Genomic DNA, 2,541 nt, shown 5'->3' on the forward strand with positions numbered 1-2,541 from the left:
ATGCCGTCAGCGCCTGGCTTGAAACCTTCACGCGCCAGATGCGCTTCGGCCTCGACCATGATCTGGCGCGTGGCGTCGACACCCACCTCGTCCACATAGCGTGTTTCGACACCATAACGCAGCACCAGCAGGCCTCGCAACTCTTCCCACTGGTGGGTCAAGCGGCGGTCCGTGTCTGAGCCCACGCGGGAGGGCAGGCGACGCTCCAGGCTCACCCGGCGCTCAAGCGACACCGCCACCACGTGCTGCCGATTCATCACGCGGGCAACCTCGACTTCACTGTTGAGCGACACACCCAAGCCAATCGCCAGGCGGGCAATACGGGCGTTCAGCGCTTCGATCGACGATTCCATGTGGTGCAGACGCTGGGTCTGCGGATCGTCTTCGGTCGGCGGATCAGTCGGCGGATCAGTCAGCATAGCGCACCATCACATTTTCGCCGGGGGCATCGCACAGCACATCGGCCGGATGGATGACCGGAGGCGGCACCCGTGGGCCGGATCGCGCCTGCAGCCAGGCGTGCATGGCTTGCCACCACGAGCCCTCGAACATGGGCGCTTTTGACACCCACTCGTCGGGCTCGGTCCAGGCGTGGCCTTTTGCCACGCTGTCCATCTGGTAACTGCGGTTGGCGTGCCCGGGCTCCGACACGATGCCCGCGTTGTGCCCCCCGGCCGCCAGGATGAAGGTGGTGTGGGTGTCGGTGAGCAGATGGATCTTGTAGACCGACTTCCAGGGCGAGACGTGATCGCGCACCGTGCCGACCACCAGCAGCGGCGCCTTGATGTCCATCAGAGTCACCCCGACGCCGCCGACGCGGTAGTGGCCGGCGGCCAGCGCATTGTTGAGAAACAGCGACGACAGGTACTCGTTGTGCATGCGCTCGGGCAGGCGTGTGAGGTCGGCGTTCCAGCTCATCATGTCGTTGCCCACCTCGTCCTGGCCCAGCAGGTAGCGCCGCGTGTTGCGCGACCAGATCAAGTCGCGCGAATTCAAGAACTGGAACGAGCCGGCCATCTGCCGCCCCGACAGGTAGCCGGTGCGGGCCATGGCCTCGCGCAAAGTGTTGAGCTGGTCGTCGTCGATGAACACGCCCAGTTCGCCGGGTTCGCTGAAATCGGTCGATGCCGCCAGCAGGGTGACGCTGGCGAGTTCGGGCAGCTTGTCCAGGCCGGCCACGTCTTCGTGGCGGCGCCGCGGATTTTTTCCCCGCCCCTGGCTTGGCGCCTGCGGCTCGCCACGCGCCAGCGCGGCGGCCACGATGGCCAGGAAAGTACCACCCAGGCAGTAGCCCAAGGCATGAATGCGGGGCGCGCCGGTGTGCGACTTCACGGCCGCCATGGCCTCCATCACGCCCATTTGCAGGTAGTCCTGCATGCCCAGGTCACGGTCCGAGGCATCCGGGTTGCGCCACGACATCATGAACACCGTGTGCCCCTGCCCCACCAGGTAACGCACCATCGAATTGGCCGGTGACAAGTCCAGGATGTAGTACTTCATGATGCAGGAAGGCACGATCAGCAGCGGCTCGGGGTACACCGTGTCGGTGGTCGGCGTGTACTGGATGAGCTCGATCAGGTGGTTGCGAAATACCACCTTGCCCGGCGTCAGCGCGACGTCCTTGCCGACCTCGAAATCCAGGGGTTTGAGCTTTCCAGGATGGGCGCTGGCACGGCTGCTCCGATAGTCCAGCAGGTCCTTGGCATAACTCTGGTAGCCCTTGAGCCAGCTCTGGCCCATGGACTCTTGGCCCTGTCTGAGGACTTCCGGGTTGGTGACGGCCCAGTTGGACGGCGACAGCGCGTCCAGCCCCTGACGGGTGAAGAAATTCACCATGTGCTGGTGGTGTCTGGACACGCCGTCGACCTCGGTGGACTCGCGCCACCAGGCATCACTGGCCTTGAAGCCTTCCTTCAGGGCGTTGAAGGGCCACTGGCTCCAGCCCGGGTCGCTGAAGCGCGGGTCTTTTTCATGCATAAGCTGGTCGTGGGCCGGGGCGGCAGGCTCGGGCTGCCAGGTGCTGGTCAATGCCTGCTGGGACAGTTCCAAGGCCCGCTGCGCCAGCAGCAGCTGCCGACCGGGGGATGTTGCCAGGTGCAGCGCCCAGTCCGCATAGGCCAAAGCCAGCGCGATGGGTGACAAGCCCATGTTGATCTTGGCCAGTTGTGCATGAAACGCTTCGTCGATAGACCGGGCGATGTCGCCTTGCCGTTCGGACGGTAGCGCGGGCGAAATTGGTTTTTCCATAACAAAACCCTCAAATCCTGTTGGATGTGGACTGCCAAGTATGCACGGGTAAACCCTAGGTCAACCCTGAGAACCTTAGTATGCACCCCAAAACCATGGATCTTGTCGAAAAGGACGCGGCCTCTCCTACCTGCGTTTGCATTGCTGTCATATGCTAGCCCCTGTGAACGCCGCACCTTTCGTGTTCTACCCTCGCGCACATGGAACTCCCGATGAACATCCCAACGCTTGAATTTGTTCGACGCGGCGAAATTGTCGCGCTGCGCCATGTCGCACCGACCCGCACCTTGCTGG

Annotated in this window: 2 protein-coding genes; both read right to left on the reverse strand. The window is 63.4% G+C overall.

Annotated features, from left to right (window positions below; genetic code table 11):
• The coding region (locus B3V69_RS14115) for a hypothetical protein (protein ID WP_296447559.1) at positions 1–419 on the reverse strand (419 nt) is incomplete at its 3' end.
• Entirely contained in the window at positions 409–2,247 is a 1,839-nt protein-coding gene (locus B3V69_RS14120; protein WP_296447561.1) for a PHA/PHB synthase family protein, read from the reverse strand. The genes B3V69_RS14115 and B3V69_RS14120, both read right to left, overlap by 11 nt.
• Positions 2,248–2,541: the final 294 nt, after the last annotated feature.

This window comes from Rhodoferax sp. UBA5149, from assembly GCF_002413825.1.
Classification (GTDB): Bacteria; Pseudomonadota; Gammaproteobacteria; order Burkholderiales; family Burkholderiaceae_C; genus Rhodoferax.